This is a genomic window from Actinomyces oris (assembly GCF_006546825.1).
GTDB classification, from domain to species: domain Bacteria; phylum Actinomycetota; class Actinomycetes; order Actinomycetales; family Actinomycetaceae; genus Actinomyces; species Actinomyces oris.
Genome location: NZ_VICC01000006.1, coordinates 443,124 through 460,479, shown reverse-complemented (window position 1 = coordinate 460,479; position 17,356 = coordinate 443,124). Strand labels below are relative to the sequence as shown.

General features: G+C 69.1%; 14 protein-coding genes. 10 read left to right on the top strand and 4 right to left on the bottom strand.

Annotated features, from left to right (window positions below):
* Positions 1-14: 14 nt before the first annotated feature.
* Genes FK267_RS09435 through FK267_RS09425 form a run of 3 tightly spaced genes read left to right on the top strand, consistent with a single transcriptional unit; the run spans position 15 to position 2,040 of the window.
* Positions 15-755 (top strand): ABC transporter permease, encoded by a 741-nt coding sequence (locus FK267_RS09435; protein ID WP_232622592.1) that lies wholly within the window; start codon positions 15-17, stop codon positions 753-755.
* Positions 755-1,537, top strand: a complete 783-nt coding sequence (locus FK267_RS09430; RefSeq protein WP_075379338.1) for an ABC transporter permease — start codon at positions 755-757, stop codon at positions 1,535-1,537. The genes FK267_RS09435 and FK267_RS09430 overlap by 1 nt, the downstream gene beginning before the upstream one ends.
* A gap of 44 nt (positions 1,538-1,581) precedes the next feature.
* On the top strand, positions 1,582-2,040 hold the full coding sequence (locus FK267_RS09425; RefSeq protein WP_065362145.1) for a tRNA (cytidine(34)-2'-O)-methyltransferase: 459 nt from the start codon (positions 1,582-1,584) through the stop codon (positions 2,038-2,040).
* A 21-nt stretch (positions 2,041-2,061) separates the two neighbouring features.
* On the opposite strand, the gene FK267_RS09420 is transcribed toward FK267_RS09425, so the two are convergent.
* Positions 2,062-2,925 (bottom strand): SDR family oxidoreductase, encoded by an 864-nt coding sequence (locus FK267_RS09420; RefSeq protein ID WP_075375020.1) that lies wholly within the window; start codon positions 2,923-2,925, stop codon positions 2,062-2,064.
* Positions 2,922-3,497 carry a YbhB/YbcL family Raf kinase inhibitor-like protein gene (locus FK267_RS09415; RefSeq protein WP_075379337.1) on the bottom strand — a complete coding sequence of 192 codons (576 nt, stop codon included), beginning with the start codon at positions 3,495-3,497 and terminating at the stop codon, positions 2,922-2,924. The genes FK267_RS09420 and FK267_RS09415 overlap by 4 nt, the downstream gene beginning before the upstream one ends.
* A gap of 229 nt (positions 3,498-3,726) precedes the next feature.
* Here FK267_RS09415 and FK267_RS09410 point away from each other — a divergent pair, with 229 nt between their 5' ends.
* Together FK267_RS09410 and FK267_RS09405 are read left to right on the top strand one after the other, a co-directional pair.
* On the top strand, positions 3,727-4,641 hold the full coding sequence (locus FK267_RS09410) for a hypothetical protein (protein ID WP_075379336.1): 915 nt from the start codon (positions 3,727-3,729) through the stop codon (positions 4,639-4,641).
* A complete protein-coding gene (locus FK267_RS09405) occupies positions 4,638-6,338 on the top strand; it encodes a DNA polymerase Y family protein (RefSeq protein WP_141407011.1) in 1,701 nt (566 codons plus the stop codon). The genes FK267_RS09410 and FK267_RS09405 overlap by 4 nt, the downstream gene beginning before the upstream one ends.
* Here the strand turns inward: FK267_RS09405 and FK267_RS09400 are convergent.
* Positions 6,303-7,046, bottom strand: coding sequence for a phosphatase PAP2 family protein (locus FK267_RS09400; protein WP_141407010.1), 744 nt, complete (start codon positions 7,044-7,046; stop codon positions 6,303-6,305). The two genes, FK267_RS09405 and FK267_RS09400, sit on opposite strands and share 36 nt — an antisense overlap.
* 147 nt (positions 7,047-7,193) lie before the next feature.
* Between FK267_RS09400 and FK267_RS09395 the strand changes: the two genes are divergently transcribed.
* The 5 genes from FK267_RS09395 (at position 7,194) to FK267_RS09375 (ending at position 15,881) form a co-directional block, all read left to right on the top strand.
* Positions 7,194-7,844, top strand: a complete 651-nt coding sequence (locus FK267_RS09395) for a thymidine kinase (RefSeq protein WP_141407009.1) — start codon at positions 7,194-7,196, stop codon at positions 7,842-7,844.
* Between the two features lie 130 nt (positions 7,845-7,974).
* Entirely contained in the window at positions 7,975-8,673 is a 699-nt protein-coding gene (locus FK267_RS09390) for a SatD family protein (RefSeq protein WP_101558255.1), read from the top strand.
* Entirely contained in the window at positions 8,670-9,476 is an 807-nt protein-coding gene (locus FK267_RS09385; RefSeq protein ID WP_141407008.1) for a hypothetical protein, read from the top strand. The genes FK267_RS09390 and FK267_RS09385 overlap by 4 nt, the downstream gene beginning before the upstream one ends.
* Before the next feature lie 430 nt (positions 9,477-9,906).
* On the top strand, positions 9,907-12,450 hold the full coding sequence (locus tag FK267_RS09380) for an HNH endonuclease signature motif containing protein (protein ID WP_141407007.1): 2,544 nt from the start codon (positions 9,907-9,909) through the stop codon (positions 12,448-12,450).
* 23 nt (positions 12,451-12,473) lie between these two features.
* A complete protein-coding gene (locus tag FK267_RS09375; protein WP_141407006.1) occupies positions 12,474-15,881 on the top strand; it encodes an error-prone DNA polymerase in 3,408 nt (1,135 codons plus the stop codon).
* A 12-nt stretch (positions 15,882-15,893) separates the two neighbouring features.
* On the opposite strand, the gene FK267_RS09370 is transcribed toward FK267_RS09375, so the two are convergent.
* Positions 15,894-17,351, bottom strand: a complete 1,458-nt coding sequence (locus FK267_RS09370) for an AI-2E family transporter (RefSeq protein WP_075379329.1) — start codon at positions 17,349-17,351, stop codon at positions 15,894-15,896.
* Between the last annotated feature and the right edge of the window lie 5 nt (positions 17,352-17,356).

The following is a 17,356-nucleotide window of genomic DNA, read 5'->3' as shown; positions in this document are numbered from 1 at the left end:
GGCGTCAGGTGAGGATGACGGTCTTTCACGTCCGTCAGTTCGTGTCGGTTCCCTACTTCATCCAGCTCATGGTCATGACCACGACATCCACCACGCTGGTGCAGTTCCTGGCGGCCTCGGCCTGGGGCGGGATCACCCCGACGCAGGGCTGGGTGCGCGGGGGCGTCGTGGGGATGTGGACGACGACGACCTGCGCGGCGGGGATCATCGGATTCGAGCGGTACAAGGGCACGCTGGTCCATCTGGTCATGGCTCCGGTGGGGGCGCTTAGGTCGTTGGCGGCCGTGGTGTGCGCGGCGGCGTCCTTCGGCCTGGTCGCCTTCCCGGTGGCGTGGTGCACGTGGGCGCTGCTGTCGACGTCAGTCTCCTTCACGGGGCCGGGGTGGGAGGTCTGGGCGCGCCTGACCGCAGGGGCCCTCATGCTGCTGGTCGGCTGCCTTGCCCTGAGTCTGGTCATCGCGGCGCTGTTCGTGCTCACCCCCAACGCGATCCAGTACGAGGGGCTGCTGCTGGTGCCGGTGCTCGTGGTCTCAGGCATCGTGTTCACCTCGACGACGCCGCCTGCCTGGCTGGCTGTGGTGAGTCGGTTCCTGCCGTTGTCGGTACCCTTCGAGCTGCTGCTGGGCCGGGCGACGTCGGCAGTGGCGCTGTGCGCTTGGCTGGTGTGCACGGCCGCGTGGCTGGGGCTTGCTGCCTTCCTCGGCCGGCGGGCGCTGCGTCTGGCGACACGGACCGGCACCTTGGAGGTGGTCTGATGCGCGCCCGGGCTCTGGCCTTCGCCCACCGGTTCTCCTCAGGGGTGCGTGTCTCGTGGGCCTCGTCGACGGCCTTCGCGACTTTGGGTACGGCCGTGGTCACGCTGCTGGTGCTGCCGCTGCTGGACGTGCTCTTCGATGTCCTCATGGGCTCGGACCTCTCCGCGCCTGACCTGGTGCGCACCGGATACGCAGCGGCCCTGGTGGCACTGGCCGTCTCGGTGGCCTCCGGAGTGGTGGGTACCGTGGCCACGGACCGGATGCTGGGCGTCTTCCAGGAGGTCCATACCCGCAGGCGCCTCGACGTCGCCTACTGGCTGTCCGTCGCCGTCGTGCCGGCGCTCCTGGCCGCCTCGACCGCCATCGTCGCGATCGGCGTCGTCTTCGCGCTCTCACCGCTGCACGACGTTGGAGCGCTGGGGCGTGTCATCACACTGGCAGCACCGACCATCGTGTGCGGGCTGCTCATGGGGATCATGGCCGCCGGTGTCGGAGTCAACCTGCCCGATCCCTATCTGGGTGCCACGATCATCGCCACGTTCCTGCCGCTGCTGACCGGCGTCATCGTACCGCTCGAGCAGTGCCCTACCTGGTTGCAGGCTCTGGCCCACCTGGTTCCGCTCAGCGGCACCCTGACGGTCCTGGACGCACCGGCAGCCGCCGTTCCGGCCCTGCTGGGCCGCGACCTCGCGGTCGCCGCCGTATGGGCCGGGATCGGGCTGGCCGTCACCCGTCGCGCCGTCACCCGACTCCGTCAGGGCCAACGCACCGACATCATCTGAGTCTGAGGAGGAGGTCTGCCTCAGCATGTGGTCTCATTGTCCCCGTGCTGCACGTCATCTTCTTCGAGCCGCGCATCCCGGGCAACACCGGGGCGGCGATCCGCCTGAGCGCCAACACCGGCTCCATGCTCCACCTCGTGGACCCCCTGTTCGACATGGACGACGCCAAGCTGCGTCGCGCCGGCCTGGACTACCACGACCTGGCCAACACGCGCGTCCACGCCACCTGGCAGGAGTGCCTCGAGCAGATCCCCGGGCGTATCTACGCCTTCACCTCCCACACCGACCGTCTCTACACCCAGGTCGACTGGCGCGACGACGACGCCCTCCTGTTCGGCCCCGAGCCCACCGGCCTGCCCCAGGAGATCCTCGACCACCCGCGGGTGAGTGCCCACCTGCGCATCCCCATGGTAGAGGGCAACCGCTCCCTCAACCTGGCCAACTCCGCCGCCATCGGCCTGTACGAAGCCTGGCGGTCCCTGGGCTTCGCCGGAGGAGCCTGAGCCCCCGCTGCACGCTCCTTCTCAGAGCATGCCGGCGGGGCGGATCGCCAGATCCTCCACCACCGCGTCCATCGGGGTGTTGACGGCCAGGCGAACGGCCGCCGCCACCGACTGCGGTGCCATATGGTCCGCAGCCCGGTAGGCGGGAGTGGCCATGATCCCCTCGGTGCGCAGGCGCGCCGCATTGAAGGCGTGCAACCGCTCCTGCATGGGGGTGTCCACCCGGCCCGGGTAGATCGAGGTGACCCGCACCTTGCCGGCCTCCTCCTGGCGCAGCGTGTCAGCCAGGGACTTCAGCCCCGCCTTGGAGGCGGAGTAGAGGGCGTTGCCCGAACGCGGGCTCACTCCGGCGCCGGAGTTGATGAACACCGTCAGTCCGCGGGCCTCCCGCAGTGCCGGCAGCAGCAGGCTCGTCAGGTAGGCCGTCGCCACCAGGTTGAGGTTGAGAACCGCCCGCCAACGCGTGGGCGTGATCTTGTCAACAGCGCCCGGTGCCTCCATGCCGGCGCTGTGCACCAGCACGTCGAGGCTCTCGATGTCGATCCGGCTGACCAGCCTGGCCAGGGCCGTGTCATCGGTCAGGTCGACCGGGCAGATGAGAACCGCCGTCTGAGACTCCTCCTCCAGCGCGAGCGCCAGCTCCTCCAGGTCATTGACCGAGCGGGCCAGCAGGATGAGGTTGTGGTCCCGGGCCAGGTCCCTGGCCACGGCCAGTCCGATCCCGGAGGTCGCCCCGGTGATGAGGGCGATGGGGCGGCGCTGGTGGCGGCCGGAACCGGCGCGCGTGAAACCATGAGCAGGGGTGAAGGGGACGGACTCCCCCTGACGACGACGCCGGCCCGCCTTGGAGGACGAGGCGTCGACCTGGGCGATCTGCGGGCTCACTGGCCGTCCCTGAGGAAGGCGGCGACCCCGGGCTCCCCGGGTACGGAGTAGGTGGCGGTGAGCGTGGCCCGAGCGATGCAGTGCGGCGCCAGGGTGAAGGCCGCCATGGCGGGACTGGCGTCGTCATCCAGGCCCAGCGTGTCCACGTCCAGGGCGGAGACGGTGAAGACGTAGCGGTGGTCGCCGTCGCCCGCCGGCGGGTAGGGACCGAACCAGGCGTGGTCGCCGGAGTCCCCGGCCAGGTGGAAGGCGGCGCCATCGAGCTGAAGGTCGCTGGCCCCCGCACCCCGCTCCAGCGAGGTGACCGAGGCGTCCAGGTCCACGATGGTCCAGTGCCACCAGCCCGACATGGTCGGAGCGTCCGGGTCGAAGCAGGACACGACGAAGGACTGCGTCTGCTCGGGGAAGCCCGACCAGCTCAGGGCCGGGGAGACGTTGTCATGGATGCCGGTGAAGATGTCCGGGATCCGCCCCTGCTCGGTCAGGTCCGCAGAGGTCAGGGTGAAGGAGGGGACTGAGGGCAGAAAGCCGGTAGGGGCCGGCGGGCGGGGGCGAGTGAGGTCGGCTGTCATAGGTGTACCTCCAGGCAGGTGACGGGTAGGGAAGGTGGCCTTCCATGAGGGCACAGCCCCAACTGTAGACGCCCCTGCGCAGACCCGTCCCTGTGGATCTCCTGTGGGGGACCTCCGTGTGCTCATCTCTCCCTGAGGCCCCTTGTTGCCTACGCCCCCGATTGATGTCGCAGCGCAGCGCTATCCTGAAACCCACCCATCGAACATACGTACAGAGGAAGGGGGTGTCATGAGAGTCTCGACTACGCGCGCGCCAGCGGAGGCTCAGAACCGCCTCGACCGGGCCCGACTCGCCCTGAGGCTGGCCGAGGAACGCACCGGACTGCGCGACTCAGCAGCCCTGACGGTGCAGCGCGCCCTGTCCTCGGCGTCAACCAGCGCCCTGCTGAGCGCATCAGCCGACTCGCCTCAGGCCGGCTCCTCCGCATTCCCCGCACCTCCTGCGGCGCTCTCGGCCTGGCAGGACTCCGGTGTCCTCACCCTCCACGGATCCACCACCCTCCTCCTGGCCGCCCTCGCCCTGCGCCAGGGCGCCACCGGCTGGTGCGGCGTCATCGGGGGAGATGAGCTGGGCTGGTGCGCAGCCACTGAGGTCGGCCTCGACCTCAAACGGGTCCTCACCGTTCCAGCACCCCTCCTCGACGACGCCTCCATCCTGACGGTCACCTCCACGCTGCTCGACGGCGTCGACACCCTCCTCATCGGCGCCACCGTCGCCGAAGGCCTGCGTCCCCAGCACCGCAGGCGCCTGCTATCCCGAGCGCGAGAACGCGGCCACCTCATTCTGACCTCCGCCCGCTGGGAAGGCGCCCGCATCCTCCGAGCCGATGCCCTGGCCCCCGACACCGGAATCCGGAACACGCCTCCCGCCCAGGCCCCGGTGGAGGCCCCCAGCAAGCCCTCCGCCGACGGCGTCGTCATCCCCATCGGGCGAGGGGCCTCGCCCGCTCCGGTGCGAGCCATCGAGATGCCGGCCGGATATCTGCGACGCCTCACCTGGACCCTGGCCGACCCGCAGCGCCCACGGCTCGCCCCCACCGAAGAGCTCACGCTCTCACTGTCCGCCGAAGGGCTGCGCACAGGCTCCCGCAACGCCGTCGACACCGCCGACCCGACCTCCCACCCGCAGGAGGTGGCCGGATGAACCCGCCACAACCGCCCTCGCCGTCCGGTCCACCCGCCTCCAGATTCGTGGCCATCTGGGTCCCCGACTGGCCCGTCGTCGCCCTCACCATGGAGGCCCGCCAGCGGCATCGACACCCCCGAGCGCACCAAGGAGCCCCCCACCTGCCGGACCCGGCCACCGAACCCGTCGCCGTCGTCGGCGCTCGCGGAGTCCTCGCCGCCTCAGCCCCGGCCCGCCGCGCCGGCATCACCACCGGCATGCGACTGCGCACCGCCCGCTCCCTGTGTCCCGAGCTCACCGTCCTGCCTCCCCAGGAGGAACGCCAAGCACGTGCCTTCGAAATCGTCATGGAGGCCCTCACCTCCCTCTTGGCGGACCCCATGGTGGCCCGCCCCGGACTGGCCTTGTCCCACGTCAGAGGGCCCGCAGCCTGGATCGGCGGAGAAGAACCCCTCGCCTCAGCCCTCGTGGAGACCGTCACCCAGGAGGCCGACGTCGAGTGCCAGGTCGGCATCGCTGACTCCCTGCCCGGAGCCGTCCTGGCCTCCCGTCAAGGAATCATCGTCGAACCGGGACGAACCCCGGAGTTCCTCGCCCCCTGGCCCCTGGACGCACTCCTGACCTGCCTGCCCCTCAGCCGCCTGAGGTGCGACGCCCGCCCCCTGCTGGAGAGCTTCTCCCGACTCGGCCTGCGCACCTTGGCGGACCTGGCAGCCCTGCCCCGAAAAGACGTCACCGCCCGCTTCGGCCCCCTGGGGAGCAGGCTCCACCACCTGGCCGCCGGCACCCACCACGAGGTCCCCGCCATGCCCCGGCCGGCCCAGGACATCACCGTCACCTCCGACCTCGACCCTCCCGTCGAACGCGCCGACACCGCAGCCTTCGCCGCCCGCCACCTCGCCGAGAACCTGGCGGCCCGCCTGCTGTCCGCAGGCCTTTCCGTCGGACGCCTCTGCGTTGCTGCCCGCTGCGAGGACGGCACCGACCTGTCCCGAAGCTGGATGCTGGAGGACACCCCCACCCCCGCCGAGCTCACCGACCGCGTGCGCTGGCAGCTCGAGGGATGGCTCTCCGGACGCTCCGGGCGCCCACCCTCCTCCGGTCTGACCCACCTGAGCCTGACCGCCCTCGAGCTGAGCCCCGCCACGACCTCCCAGACGGGACTGTGGCAAGCGCCGGGCCACCAGGCCCAGTCGCGCGCTCGCCGTGCCGCCGAACGCGTGGAGTCACTCCTGGGGGCCGGAAGCATCCAGGTTCCCAGGATTGTTCCCGGGCGCGACCCGCGCTCGCGGGTTCGCCTCATCCCCTGGGGTGAGAGCGAAGGTGTAGGGGAGTCCACGGATGATGAGATGGCGCCCTGGAGCGGCGCTCTGCCCGAGCCCTCACCCTCCATCGTCCTGCCCCGACCGGTTCCCGCGCGCCTCACCGACATTGAGGGGAGAGAGCTCGGCGTCGACATCCACGGTCAGCTCGACGGTGTCCCCGGCTTCCTCAGTGTCGACGACGGCGTGGATGGCGTTGATGAGGGTGCTGTGGGGACTGTGCCCCAGATGGAGTCCGTGCTCCTGTGGGCCGGGCCTTGGCCGGTCGACGAGGGGTGGTGGACCTCCCAGGGGCCTTCGCGACGCGCCTACCTCCAGGTGGTCACCGACGTCGGGCCGCCCCGCCTGCTGGTGCGATCAGGTCGATGGTGGCTCGATGCCCTCTACTCCTGAGGAGCTGTCCGATGGCGTGGCCGCAAGGGATGGGGGCTGGCGCCGTCGTCCCTTCAGCCACAGGAGCGCCAGCGTCACCAGGCACAGCCAGGCCAGCCCCAGGGACCAGCCGGCCAGCACGTCGGTCATCCAGTGATAGCCCAGGTAGACACGGGATGCCCCCACCAGCAGGGTCGACCCCGCCGCCGCCATGATCGCCAAGGTCCGGTACAGGGTCACCGCAGTGGATGTCAGAACCATTCCCGCCAGCATGCCGGCGAAGACGGCCGTGTTGAAGGAGTGCCCCGAGGGGAAGGAGGTGGTCGAGGCGGGCTCGCCTAGAAGGGTGTCGGTTGAGGGGCGTGCACGCCTGAAGAACTCTTTGAGCGCCACCGTCAACAGGCTGGAGCCGATCATCGTGAGGCTCAGAACCAGTGCGCGCACGCGGTGGCCCCTCATGAAGAGGAGGACGGCACAGATCGCGGTCAGGATCGTCAGCCCCACGGTGGAGCCCAGGGCGGTGAACACCTGCATGATGACGGTCAAGGCCGGGAGGCGCTCGTCCACGGCCCAGGTGGTGACGCTCTGGTCATGAGGCGCCAGCCCCGTCCCGGAGCTCGTGGTCAGGGCCAGCCAGGAGAACAGCGACAGCGTGATGACGGCGGTTGCGGCCAGCGTGCCGGCCTGCCTGGTGCGCCAGGTGTGAGGCAGGTGGTCGAGTGAGAGCATGAGGGGGAGGTTATCCGGGCTGGTCTGGATGAGGCTATGCGTGCGCCATGGAGTGGCTGAGCGGCGTCGTCACGTCTTGCCCGCGCCCGGGGCGCTCGGCGGGTAGCATCCGGCCCGAGTGATTCGATCCGGCTCAGGAGGACCCGCGTGGCCAAGCTCTACTTCCGCTACGGCGCCATGAACTCCGGTAAGTCCACGGGGCTGCTCCAGACCGCCTACAACTACGAGGAGCGCGATCAGCGCGTCCTGCTCCTCAAGGCGGTGGTCGACACCAAGGGTGAGGACTCAGTGGTCTCCCGGCTCGGGGTGTCGCGCCGCGTTGACCTCCTCGTCGACGCCGACGACGACCTGCGCGCCCTGGTGCACCGGCGGGCCCTGAGCGGTGCGCGGCCCGTCCGCGACGAGGACGGCGTCCCGCGAGAGGCGGCGGCGACCTTGCGTGAGGTTCTTGACTGCGTGCTCATCGACGAGGCTCAGTTCCTCACGGCCCTTCAGGTGGACCAGCTCATGGAGATCGCGCTGATCGACGACGTGCCCGTCCTGGCCTACGGGATCCGCACCGACTTCCGCACAGTCAGCTTTCCCGGGTCGCGCAGGCTGCTGGAGATCGCCCACTCCTTGGAGGAGCTCAAGACCATCTGCCGCTGTGGGCGCAAGGCCATCTTCAATGCCCGCAAGGTGGGGGAGTCCTTCGTCTTCGACGGCGATCAGGTGGCCATCGACTCCGGGGACGTCACGTACGAGTCGCTGTGCGGCCAGTGCTACCTCGCCGCCGGTGGGAGGCTTCCCGACCGGTGAGCCTCGCTCCGGGACTGAGCTTGTGCTGGCGGGAGTACAAGGCTGACCGAGGGCGATGGGGAGCGAGGAGACGGCCTTCGTTCCGAGATGATCCTTGTATTCTGGGTATTACAAGCATTATCGTGAAACTGTGAATGTCTCCTACGCACTCATCGCAGACATCATCCGCTCGCGCGAGCTCCCTGATCGCAGGCGTGCTCAGCGCGTCATTCACGAGACTCTGGAGCGGGCCGCTGAAGGTCTGGCGCTGACGCAGCGCCCGTACGCCACGGTCGGCGACGAGCTGCAGGCGGTCTCGGCGACCCTCGCCGACGCTCTCGCTCTCACCATGCGTACACACCTTCTTCTGCCTGATGGGTTGGGCCTGCGCTTCGGAATCGGAGTCGGAGCGATCTCCGAGGTGGAGGGGGCGGCGGGAAGCGGTGCAGACGGTGCGCCAGGACGTCCGATCCAGGACGGCTCGGCATGGTGGGCCGCACGCGAAGCCATCGAGAAGGCTCATCATCTCCAGGATGCGGGGAGGTCCTTCATTCGCACCTGGCTGCGCATCCACCCGGATGCGGTCGGCGGATCCGGAGGGGAGTGGAGTGAGCGTGAGAGGGTCGTCAACTCCGTCCTCATTCTGCGCGACCAGACGATATTCCGCTTTCAGCCCCGTCAGCGCCGCATTATGGCTGGACTCCTCATGGGGGTGACCCAGATTGAGATCGCCCGTCAGGAGAAGGTGAGTCAGCAAGCCGTCTCTGAATTCGCTCGCAGTGCCGGTTCCTCCTTGCTGGAGGTTCAAAAGCTTCTCGACGGGTTGAGTGGGGGAGGTGAAGGAGAGTGACGGCCCTTCTTGTTCTTCTGTTTGCCGTCGCTTCCGTGGTTGGTGCCTCCGGCCGGGTGAGTGAGGGATTGTCTCGGAGGTCCGCCAGGGTGAGACTTCTGGTGGGAGCGTCTGCAGTCGTTGCTCTTGGCATCCTTGTCGGGTGGCCCGTTCTTCATCTCGGGGCAGGAGGCGTCGTCGTCAGCGTTCTGGTAGCCACTGCATGGTTGTGCTGCGGCTTGGTTTCGCGGGCCCGGTGGGAGAAGTCGCTGAGGATCCGTCAGTGGGTGCGAGTGGGTCGGGGCGCCTCCGAGAACGGTACGGATCGGCCGGAACCGCTCATTCGCCTTGCTTGCGCGAGTCTGTTGCTCCTCGCCGTGGCGCTCTGCGTCGTCGCGTCGCAGCCGCTTGGGTCTCGGGCTGCCAAGATGAGCGCCGTCGTCGGAGTCGTTGTCCTCCTGACTGTTTCCGCCAATCGAGTCGTCGCCGACATTCTTGCTGTTGCGCGCCACTCCACGCAGGGAAATGGGGAAGTTGTTGCTGCAGGTTGCGAGCCCTCGCAGGAGAGCGGAAAGCGGGATGAGATGGAGGGATCGATGCGCGGCGGTCGCTGGATAGGTCCGCTTGAGCGAATCCTCATTCTCCTGCTCGCCTCCGTTGAGGCGCCCGCTGCTATTGCCGCAATTGTTGCCGCCAAGGGCGTGATTCGATTTCCCGAGATCAGCCAGGATAAAGCGGGGCAGAAGGCTGAGGAGTTCCTCATCGGCTCCTTCGCCTCCTGGATTCTGGCGGTCTTGGGCGCCGTGACCATTCACCTCGCCTGAGCCGCGTCACGTCGGGGAGGGGGTGGGGTTGGGTGAGCGGGTTCGGGTAGGTGGGGCCGGGTCGGCCTGAGCCGGCCCCACTCGATCCGAACCCCCTAAACCGGGTCACCCGAGCCGAGCGCCTCGAACCTGCATCCTTGAACTGGTCCGCCCGAACCAGCTCTCCCGCCCCCATATCCCCGCACCCAGCCCTCCCGAACCTATGTCCGTGAACTAGGCCGCCCGGACCGGACTTCCCGGGCCGGCTTACCCAAACCGGTTAGCCGGTTCAGGTGGGCGAGTTCGGGACGTGAGGCAAGGGCCGGTCCCACCCCGTCTCCGTGTGCCTGGGGCCAGGAAGGTCGGCGCCGTCGGGTTTTCGTTGCTGTTCCAGTGATTCTGGGGTCCGTTTCGGCGTGCGGGTGGTGGAGGCTCGGGCTATACTGTACATATGTTCGAAGGTGGTGTGCTTCCTCGTGTCCCGGCCGGTGGTGTGGCCGGGGTGCTGGGTGCGCCTGGCGGGGACGTGTCGGCGGAGGCCGTGACCTGCCCTGAGAGCGTGGCGGGCCTGCTGGGGTCCTTGGCCGCTGGCGGAGCGCTGGCCGGTGTGGTGGAGGGGCTGCTGGCCCGGCTGCTGGTCACCGCCCAGGACCACGACGACGACAGCGACGGTGGCGGCGATGGAAGTGGTGACGGTGAGGGTTGCGCTGCTGATGGTGATGCGGCGCCGGCCCTGCTCACCGGCGAGTCGGGTGCTGACGCGACGTTGGTGGCTGCGGCTGAGGGACACAGGGTCGTGTCTCTGGAGGAGGCTGGTGCTACTGGGTTGCTTGGTCTGGGGGCGCGGGGTCTGGGGGAGCTGGCGGCGGCCTGTCGCCGGCTGGTGGCGTGGGCGTCTTGGGGTGAGGCCCTGGCGGCGGCGTGCCTGACCGGGTGCGCCGAGTTGTCGACCCACCCGGGGCAGTGGGGTCCGGATGGTCGGGTCTCGTCGGTGGTGGGGTTCGAGGAGCGCAGGTTCAACGCCACCTGCCTGCTGTCGGCCCGCCTGGGGGTATCCCGGAGCCGGGCCGGGCAGATCGTGGATCACGGTAGCGCCCTGATGGACATGGGTTTCGGGCCGGTTGAGGCCATGGAGCGGTGCGGGGTGCTGGATGCAGCCAAGGCGTCCCTGGTGACTCGCCGCCTGGAGGGGGTGCCGGCCCCGGTGGCGCTGGCCGTTCAGGAGCGGGTCCTGCCTCAGGCGCCCAGGCGTAGCGTGTCCCAGGTAGGACGCGACATTGAGCGGGCCCTAATGGAGGTCGACCCCGCCGGGCATGCTGAGCGGGTGCGGGTCAATGTCTCCCGGCGGTGCGTGTCACGCCCCAGGCCGGTCGGTGAAGGCATGTCCCAGGTCCGGCTGGTGCTGCCGACCATGGACGCTTTGTTGCTGGACGCCACCTTGGATGCGATCGCCGCCAGCGCGTGGGCCTGCGGTGAGCAGCGCACCCTGGCCCAGCTGCGGGCCGACGCACTCGGCGCGATGGCCCTGTCCACACTACGCACCAGCCAGCAGACCGCCTTCACCCAGCCTTCCCCGAAGGAAGCCGAGCATGACGGCGAAGCCCAGGCCGAGGCCAACCTCTCCGGGCCGGCTACCCAGGCACGGCTGCTGCCTGACGGGGTGCCTCTGGAAGGGCTCCTGGGGGCCTTGAGCTCCCTGGTGGGCTCAGCCAGCCCGTGGTGGACCCCCTCAGGCACCGGACACCTCCCCCTCCTAGAGGGCATCCACATCGACGTCCAGGTCACCGTCCCCCTGACCAGCCTGACCGACCCAGGTGGCCTGGCTCAGCCAGAAGACGCCACCGACCACACCCCAGCTGCTCACGGTCCCTGCGGCAGCGAACCCGCCACCAGCATCGGAGGCAACCGGCTCCAGGACAGCGATCACGGGGGCTATGTGCCCGAGGGCTGTGCTCCTAAGTGTGGTGTTCCCGAGAGCGCTGAGCGCCCCGAAGGTCCCTGCCATCCGAAGTCCGGCAGAGCCAGCCCAGACAAGAGCCCCACCATTGTCACGCCCGACCCTCTCAATGACGCAGCATCCCCGCATGACCGGAGAGGCCTGCCCACCACTGATGGGAGGAGTCTGCCCGGCTCCAGTGGTAGGAGTCTGCCTGTACCCGCCCCGGCTACTCCCGCCTTCTCGTGCTCGGCTGCTCACGACTCCTCGCCTGCCGCGTCGTTGTCCACTGCTCTCATCGCCCAGCCGGCCGCCTCGCCGGCTGAGGTCGCGGAGGTGCGCATCGGGGCGCGCAGCGCGTCGGTGCCGGCCCTGACCGCCTGGGCCCTGGCCGCCGGCGGGACCTGGAGGCGCCTGGTCACCGACCCGGCAAGCGGCACCGTCGTAGACGTGGGACGCACCCGCTACCGGCCCCCAGCCGGCCTGGCCGACCTGGTACGCGCCCGCGACCGAGCCTGCGTCTTCCCCACCTGCCAGACCCCCGCCGAACGCTGCGATATCGACCACCTCACCGCCTGGAGCCAAGGCGGAACCACCAGCCTGAACAACCTCACCACTCTGTGCCAGGCCCACCACCGCCTCAAGCACACCCCCGGCTGGGCACTCACCAGAGACCAGACCACCGGAACCCTGTCCTGGCACACCCCCGACAAGACCGTCTACCAGCGCCACCCAGACGGCACCATCACCCGCCTACCCCACAAGACCGGACCCCACCAGCACCACGCCCCCAGCACCGTCATACCAACCGACCTAAGCCAACAGATCAACCCCGACATCCTCAACCGCCTCAACCGCGCCCTTGACACAGCACTCGACAACCACACCCACGACCACGCCCGTTTCGGCACCAACACCAACGGCAGCACCAGCCCCCGCCTCGAGACCCGCGGCCCCCAACCCGGCCAGCAACCCGGAACCTACGAACCCACCCCCTACCCCAAAGCCGCCCACACCCTCCAACTCGCACCCCTCATCGACCAAGCCCCACCCTTCTAACGCTCCAGGCGCCACCAATAGTCATGACCGGACGACACCGCTATGCCGAGCTCCACGCCCACTCCGCCTACTCCTTCCTCGACGGGGCCAACGAGCCCGATGACCTGGCCTCGGCCGCCGTCGAGCTCGGGTTGGAGGCCCTCGCCCTGACCGATCACGACGGCGTCCCCGGCATCGTCAAGCACGCCCAAGCAGGCCGCGCCCATGGCCTACCCACCATTCACGGCACCGAGCTCACCCTGGCCGACGGCTCCCACTTACCCGTCCTGGCTCGCAACCCCACCGGCTACCGCCAGCTGGTGACCGCCATCTCCCGGCACAACCTGGACGCAGGGCAACGCCGAGAACCGGCCCACGACCTGCCCACACTCGCCTCGGCTCTCCGCTCCGAGTCCACCGGCCAGACCGAGGCAGCGGCGGGGACCTGCCTCGTCCTCACCGGTACCGCCAACGGCCCTTTGCGTCGGGCCCTGGGGGATCCACGTCGACCCGACACCTGGGACCTGAAGGCGGCAGACACCTGCTTGGGCCGCCTTACCGAGCTCTTCGCCGCGCCTGACCGAGGACGTCCCTTCGGTGCCGGCCCCACGACCATCGCTCACCGGCAGGTTGAAGGGGACGCCGCAATCGGCCTGGCCGTTGAGCTTACTCTGGACGGAGGCCCCACCGACGCCGCCCTCACCGACGCCCTGACCCGGCTGGCCCACGACCACCGGCTGCCTCTCGTGGCCACCGGTGCAGTGCGCTGCGCCCACCCGGCCGACGCCCGTCTCGCCGACGTGCTCACCTCCACCCGCCTGGTCACCGACCTGGAAGGCGCCCGCGGTCACCTGACCCCCATTGGCCGCTGGCTACGAGGAGCCCAGGACATGGCGCTGCTCCACCGGCGCAGTCCCGGAGCCGTCGACCTGGCCGCCGAGCTCGCCGCAGACCTCGCCTTCGACCTGTCCCTCATCGCCCCCGACCTCCCCGACGCCGATGTCCCGGAGGGCCACACACCTGCCAGCTGGTTGCGTGAGCTCACCCGCCAAGGCGCCACCCGCCGCTACGGCACCCCGCAGGAGCACCCCCGGGCCTGGGAGGTGCTCAACCACGAGCTCGAGGTCATCGAGTCCCTGGGATTCCCCGGCTACTTCCTCATCGTGCACGCCATCGTCGAGTTCTGCGCACAGTCGGGAATCCTGTGCCAGGGGAGAGGCTCGGCGGCCAACTCCGCAGTCTGCTACGCTCTGGGCATCACAGCCGTCGACGCCGTCAGGCACCAGATGCTCTTCGAGCGCTTCTTGTCCCCGGGGCGAGCCGGCTACCCCGACATCGACCTCGACATCGAGGCCTGCCGCCGCGAAGAGGTCATCCAACACGTCTACTCCCGCTACGGCAGAGAACGTGCCGCCCAGGTCGCCAACGTCATCTCCTACCGCCCCCGATCCGCAGTCCGTGACGCCGCCCGGGCCCTCGGCCACCCCGCCGGAGTACAGGACGCCTGGGCCAAGCAGATGGAGCGGTGGACCTCAGTGCGCCCCGGAGGACTGACCGGGCAGAACGACGAGGTCCCCGAGCCGGTCCTCGACATCGCGGAGAAGCTGCTGAGACTGCCCCGCCACCTGGGGGTCCACCCCGGAGGCATGGTCCTGTGCGGCCGCCCCGTCACCGAGGTCTGCCCGGTGCGCTGGGCCGCCATGGACAACCGCTCGGTCCTCCAATGGGACAAGGACGACTGCGCCGAGGCCGGGCTGGTCAAGTTCGACCTCCTGGGCCTGGGAGCGCTCACCGCCCTGCGCCTGGCCTTCACCACGCTGGCACAACGGGGGCAGACCGTTCCCGACGCCGTGACGGAAGGAGAACTGCGCACCTCCCAGTCCGGCCGTCCCTGGGGGCTGCACACCCTGCCCGAAGAGGACCCGGCCGTCTACCGACTGCTCACGGCCGCGGACACGGTCGGAGTCTTCCAGGTCGAGTCGCGTGCCCAGATGGCCACCCTGCCCCGACTCCGGCCCCAGACCTTCTACGACATCGTCGTCGAGGTCGCCCTCATCCGCCCCGGCCCCATCCAGGGCGACGCCGTCAACCCCTACATCCGCCGCAGGCTGGGGCGCGAGGAGGTCACCTACCTGCATGACTCCCTCAAACCCGCCCTGACCAAGACCTTGGGAGTGCCGCTCTTCCAGGAGCAGCTCATGCAGATCGCCGTCGACGCCGCAGGCTTCAGCCCCGCCGAGGCCGACAGCCTGCGTCAGGCCATGGGAGCCAAACGATCCATAGAGCGCATGGACGCCCTCCGTGACAAGCTCATAGCCGGAATGAGGTCCCGGGGTATTGACGCGCCCACAGCGGAGACGATCTACAGCAAGTTGAGGTCGTTCGCCGAGTTCGGCTTCCCCGAGTCCCACGCCTTCTCCTTCGCCTACCTGGTCTACGCCTCAGCCTGGCTCAAGGCGCGCAAGCCAGAGGACTTCTACGCCGGGGTCCTGGCAGCCCAGCCCATGGGCTTCTGGTCCCCGCAGTCACTGGTTGCCGACGCTCGCCGCCACGGTGTGCGCGTCCTACCCGCAGACATCAACCGCTCACTGGCGCAGGCCACCGTCGAGCAGCGGGAAGACCACCAGGGCGCCGGCCCATCAGACCAGTGGGAGCCGCTGAGGCCCCATCCCGCTGCCCCGTCCTCCCTGGACATCCACGATGATCTCGCAGTGCGCCTGGGCCTGGCCCCGATCAAGGGGCTGGGGGAGCGGGCCGCGCAGGCCATCGTCACCGAGCGCCGTGCCCACGGCCCCTACCAGGACCTGGCCGATCTTGCACGACGCGTGAGTCTGAGCCGCTCCCGCCTTGAGTCACTGGCCGTCTCAGGAGCCCTGGACAGTCTAGGCGTGGAGCGCCGTCAGGCCCTGTGGGCTGCCGGAGTCCTCTCCGATGAGCACGGCCGACGTCGTGGCGCCTCCCGTCAGGGGCCGGAAGTGTGGTGCCAGCCCACGCTTCCGGGAACCGCCGTCGGCTCCCAGGCCCCAACCTTGCCGACCATGACCGACCGCGAGCGCCAGGCCGCCGACCTGAGCCTGACCGGAGTGTCCACGCAGGGCTCGCCCCTGAGGCTGCTGCGAGCCTCACTGACCGCCGACGGTGTGCTCAGCGCAGCCGACCTGGCGGATCAGGAGCATGGGAGCCGGGTGCGCGTCGCCGGCGTCGTCACCCACCGGCAGCGCCCCCACACTGCTTCCGGCATGATCTTCCTCAACCTGGAGGACGAGACTGGTCTGCTCAACGTCGCCTGCCGAGCCGGTATGTGGCGCCGCTACCGGAGCATCGGCAGACGCGCCGTCGCTCTCATCGTGCGCGGCACCGTGGAGAAGGGCGACGGAGTCGTCGCGCTCATGGCCGATCGTCTCCAGGTCCTTCCCGGTGTCCCGGGCACCGGCAGCCGGGACTGGTGCTGACAGCGGCGCCCCTCACTCCTTACGGGAGGAGTAGGCGGGCAGCTCGCCAGTGACCGGGGCGTCCTTGGTGTGCAGCTCGGAGTAGACGGACCAGAGCACGCTGATGAGCGGGACCGCGACGATCGCGCCGAGCAGGCCGGCGGCGTAGGTCCCCAAGGCGACACCGATGATGACCACCACAGGGTGCAGAGAGACCTGGCGACCCATGATGAGGGGCTGGAGAATGTGCCCCTCGATCTGGCCGATCCCGGCCACTCCCACGCCGACAACGATCATGGTGACGAAGCCGCCGGAGGCCAGGGCCACCACCATGGCCACGAGCATCGCCAGAGGTGCGCCGATGATCGGGATGAAGGCACCAATGAACACGAGCACCGCCAGGGGTGCTGCCAACGGGATCCCCACCAGCTGGAGGAAGATCCCGGCCATGATGGCGTCGGTGAGCGCCACCAGCACAGTGCCGCGGGCGTACCCGGCGAAGGTGTACCAGCCGGCGCCCGCAGCCCGGTGGGTCGACTCCCGCATCGTGGCAGGCAGCTCGTTGAGGAACCAGCGCCACATCCTGCCCCCGGAGGCCAGGAAGAAGATCGTGACGAACAGTGCCAGGGCCAGGACCGTGAGCACATCAACGACCGCACTGGCGTTGGACAGCAGCTCCGAGGCCAGGGACGGGGCATTGGACTGCAGATAGTGCTGCCCCTGGCGCAGCCAGAGCTGGAGCTGGTGATAGATCTGCTGCTGCGTCAGGTGCAGCGGCCCATTCTCCAGGAAGTCCATGATGGTGTTGAGGCCATCGCCGAACTGGGACGCGAGGGAGCTCCACTGGCTGGTGACCGAGGTGACCACGTACGTGACCAGTCCGGCGATCGCACCGATGGTGGTGAGAAGTGCCAGGAAGGTCGCCGGGTAGCGGGGCATGATCTTGGCGAAGAGGTTGACCATCGGCTGGAGGATCGAGGTGAACACCAGTGCCATGAACAGGCCAATGAAGACCGGGATCACCTGCGAGGTGGCGTAGAAGATCAGGCCGATGACAATGATGATGCCCAGTCCCAGCCAGGCCCCCATGCCACCCCGCACCAGCCAGGCGGGCAGGGAGTCCATGACCGAGGAACGGGTTGTGACCGTCTCAGGGAAGGAGACCGAGGGGGCCACGCGCACATGAGTGGTGGACACCGGGGGAGCGGCCGGCCTGCTCTCCGCCTCCTCCGGAGTCGACTTCCAGTGCAGCTGGTAGTCGCGGTCCGCCTGCCTGCGCCTCTCCGCCCAGTCGATCCCCCGGTCCAGCGCCGTACGGGCGCTTTTGAGCCGGCTCAGCAAGCCACTGCTGCTGAGCGTCTCTCGAGCGGACTTCTTCCCTGAGCCGGGTCCCTGAACCGCCTGATGGGAGTCGGAGGTCTGGGAGGACTCGGGAATCTCGGGCGGCGCGTCCTGTGTCGGCTCCTGTGACGGAGAGCTGTTGGTTGCCATGGGGT